The sequence below is a fragment of the Arthrobacter sp. HMWF013 genome (assembly GCF_003061105.1).
Classification (GTDB): domain Bacteria; phylum Actinomycetota; class Actinomycetes; order Actinomycetales; family Micrococcaceae; genus Arthrobacter.
Genome location: NZ_QAIQ01000187.1, coordinates 1 through 3162 on the forward strand (window position 1 = coordinate 1; position 3162 = coordinate 3162).

Annotated in this window: 4 protein-coding genes; 3 read left to right on the top strand and 1 reads right to left on the bottom strand. The window is 66.2% G+C overall.

Annotation, left to right across the window (positions count from 1 at the left end; all coding sequences use genetic code 11):
* The first annotated feature begins 147 nt into the window (after positions 1-147).
* The gene (locus DBR22_RS08230) at positions 148-999 is read left to right on the top strand and encodes a LysR family transcriptional regulator (protein ID WP_108598615.1); all 852 of its coding nucleotides are present in this window, start codon (positions 148-150) and stop codon (positions 997-999) included.
* A 69-nt stretch (positions 1000-1068) separates the two neighbouring features.
* On the opposite strand, the gene DBR22_RS08235 is transcribed toward DBR22_RS08230, so the two are convergent.
* Positions 1069-1806: a substrate-binding domain-containing protein gene (locus DBR22_RS08235; RefSeq protein WP_108598616.1), complete on the bottom strand. Its 738-nt coding sequence runs from the start codon at positions 1804-1806 to the stop codon at positions 1069-1071.
* A 105-nt stretch (positions 1807-1911) separates the two neighbouring features.
* Between DBR22_RS08235 and DBR22_RS08240 the strand changes: the two genes are divergently transcribed.
* Both DBR22_RS08240 and DBR22_RS08245 read left to right on the top strand, forming a co-directional pair.
* A complete protein-coding gene (locus DBR22_RS08240) occupies positions 1912-2499 on the top strand; it encodes a TetR/AcrR family transcriptional regulator (protein WP_108598618.1) in 588 nt (195 codons plus the stop codon).
* Positions 2500-2536: 37 nt separating this feature from the next.
* A complete protein-coding gene (locus DBR22_RS08245) occupies positions 2537-3001 on the top strand; it encodes a MarR family winged helix-turn-helix transcriptional regulator (RefSeq protein WP_108598617.1) in 465 nt (154 codons plus the stop codon).
* Positions 3002-3162 lie beyond the last annotated feature (161 nt).

The window sequence follows — 3162 nt, forward strand, 5'->3', positions numbered from 1 at the left end:
CTTGCCACCAGCGTTGCTGCGCCCGTCCTGGTTCCCTTGTCCGTCCCGCCGTTCTTCGCCATAGATGCAGTGTGCGCGCGGCGACCGGATCCACCCAATGCATAGACGTCACTATCCATACGCTGCACGCATGAATACACTGCGGACATGACACTCGAACTGCGCCAGCTGCGCTGCCTGGTCGCCGTGATGGAAGCTGGCACCTTCACCGACGCCGCCATCGACCTGCGGGTCTCCCAGGCAGCGGTTTCCCGGAACGTGGCATCCCTCGAGGAGGCCCTCGGTGCCAGGCTCATCCACCGGACCACCCGGAGTGTCGAACTGACCTCTGCCGGCGAACGGACCTTGCGGCACGCCCGCCGGATTCTCGCAGCCGTTGCGGAACTCGAACGCGATGCGAAGGCCGGCGGCAGTACCGTCCGGATCGGCTACGCATGGTCTGCGCTTGGACAGCACACGGCCGAATTCCAGCGCCGCTGGGCCGCGTCCTACCCGGCCAGCGAACTCCGCCTCATCAGGACCAACACACCCACTGCCGGCCTGGCGGAAGGGACCAGCGACTTCGCCATCCTGCGGCGGGTCCCTGACACGGCAACAGTGGAACTGGTGCTCGTCGGCACCGAAAAGCGGTATTGCGCCATGGCAGCAGAGGATCCATTGGCCGGTAAACGGTCGGTCACCCTTGCCCAGGTTGCGCACAGCCCCCTGGCCTTGGACCTCCGTACGGGGAGCACCCAGCTCGATCTGTGGCCCGAGGGTGAGCGGCCCCAAACCACTGTTTCCATCGAGGACGTTGATGACTGGCTGACAGTGATCGGGAGCGGCAAGGCGCGCGGCATCACAGCAGAATCCACAGCCCACCAGTACCGCCGTCCCGGAGTGGTCTACCGGGCGGTCCGGGACGCGCCGCCTGTGCCTGTGTACGCCGCGTGGTCGAGGAAGGATCCGCCGGCACAATGTCGGGAGGTCACGGAGCTGCTCGCGGGCTTGTACGGGTGAGCTGTGCTTGGCTGCCCGGTTCCGGATTCTCGCCGGGAAGCGGCATCCCGACGGCGGAGGTTCCCTTGGTCAGGCGGGTTCCAGTCCGTTGGCCGCATAGGCCGCCCTGGCCTCGTTGCTGTGCAGGAACTCCCGGAGTTCTGTGGCCCCGGCCGGATGCTTGGTGCCAACCGCGGGCGTCGCGCCGGACACGTTGCTGCCGAGCGCCGTCGAAAAGTCCGTGTATTCCTGCACGGCATCGGGGAGGGGGCCGACGATCCTTGCTTCGGGAACGAGCAGGAGTTCACTCAGCTGATGAATCGCGAGATCGGCCCGGCCATCCAGCAGCGCCAGGGCTGTGGGTCCGGCGTCGATGATCGTGGCCTTTGCCTTGACCTGCGCGGCGATCCCCAGCCGTTCAAGCAGCCCGGCGAAATAGAGCCCGCTGGGGCCGCTGCGCGAGTAGGCCACCGAGCGGGCACCTGTCACGGCACTGATCAGTGAATCCACGGTGCTGATATCCGGTGCCGGCGCGCCAGGGGCTACCGCCACACCCACTCCGGTCCGGGCGATGGGACGGAGACCTTCCAGGACCTTGGCCGATACCAGGTCCGCCAGGGAACCGGTGATGCCTGCCATGACGTCAGGCCGGGCGCCGGGTTCAATCCGCGCCAGCAGGCGGAACGTGGGCTCATAGACAGCCTCCACCCGCAGCCCCGTGGAGCGGGCGAACGCGGGCAGGATCACGTCCTGCACCGGCTGCTTGAGCGCGAAGGCACAGAAAAACGTCAGTGCCCGCTCGCCTTCTCCGGCGGCGTGAGAGTTCATGGGGCTCCTTCGGGTAGGGCTGCTTCCCCAAGGATGGTCCTTCGGGAGCCCGCCGCGTGAATTTGTGAAGTCAGCCGGGGGTGGCCGCCGCACTAATCTTTAGTGGTGGCCACTATTCGAGAAGCTCAGAAACAGCTGACCCGCGGGCTGCTGCTGGCGAAGGCCCTGGAGCTGTTCGGGGACAAGGGCTACGCGGCAACCACGGTGGACGATATCGCCGTCGCGGTCGGAACCACCAGGGCCACCTTCTACGCCCACTTTCAGTCCAAAGGCCACCTCATGCAGGCTTTGCTGGAGCGGTCCAACCAGATGCTCACCGAGGCTGATGTTCCACCCCTGAAGTCAGTGGTGGAGTCGGGGGAGCGGGCCCAGATCCGGCTCTGGCTGCAGCGCAAGTTTGACCAGTGGGCCGAAATCCGGCCCTATGTGACGGCTGCGCACCAGGCCGCCGCCAGCGAACCGGAGATCCAGGTCGCACTGGACCGGTGGTTCGACGACGCCATTGGAAACATGCATGCCGGCCTGGATGCGGCGGACCGGTTCGAGGCGTCAAGCCGCCGCGTCCGCTGCACCCTGGCCTTTGGCGAACTCGAATTCTTTTCCCGCCGGTGGATGCGGCTGGGATGGTCCGTTGACCGTGAGACGTCACTGGACCTCATGGTGGACAACTGGTGCTTTCTGCTGACGGACTAGCATCCGGCCCTTCCAAGCCCGCCCCTATGCTTGGGGGATGAACTCTCCCGACCAGCAGCCCGACGTCGAAAAGTCCCGTGGCCTGGCCGTGGCCATCCTGGATATCTCCTTCGAAGTGCGCCGCAAATCCCACGAGGGCACCGGGGTCCTCCCGCTCTCCAGCGGGTTGCTGGACATTGTCCGGGTGGTCGAGAGGCATCCCGGCATCACCGTGGCGGATCTTGCCGCCCGTCTCGGCCGGCAGCTCAGCAACGTCAGTGCCCAACTCCGCGAACTGGTGGCCCTGGGGCTTGTGACACGCACGCGGGACGCCTCGGACAAGAGGTATGTGGTGCTGCATCCCACACCGGAGGCGCTGCGCATCAGGACTGTCCTGGAAGGGGCTTGGTCCGAGGCGCTGGCATCCGCAAAGTCCAGGCTGCTCCCGGCAGAGCGCGCCCAGCTTGCGGCCAGCCTGCCCGCGCTGGAACGGCTAGCCACCATCCTCGCCGAACCCGAATAAGCCGACCGCCCCCCACCCCACCTAGCAACGCGGGGTCACTCCACGCCCGATATTGGGCCTTTTTTGGGCTTTAAGTGACCCCGCGTTGGTTGGGTTTGGGTTAGGCCGGGGACGCGGGGTCACTCCGCGCCAGATATCGGGCGTTTATTGGGTCGGAAGTG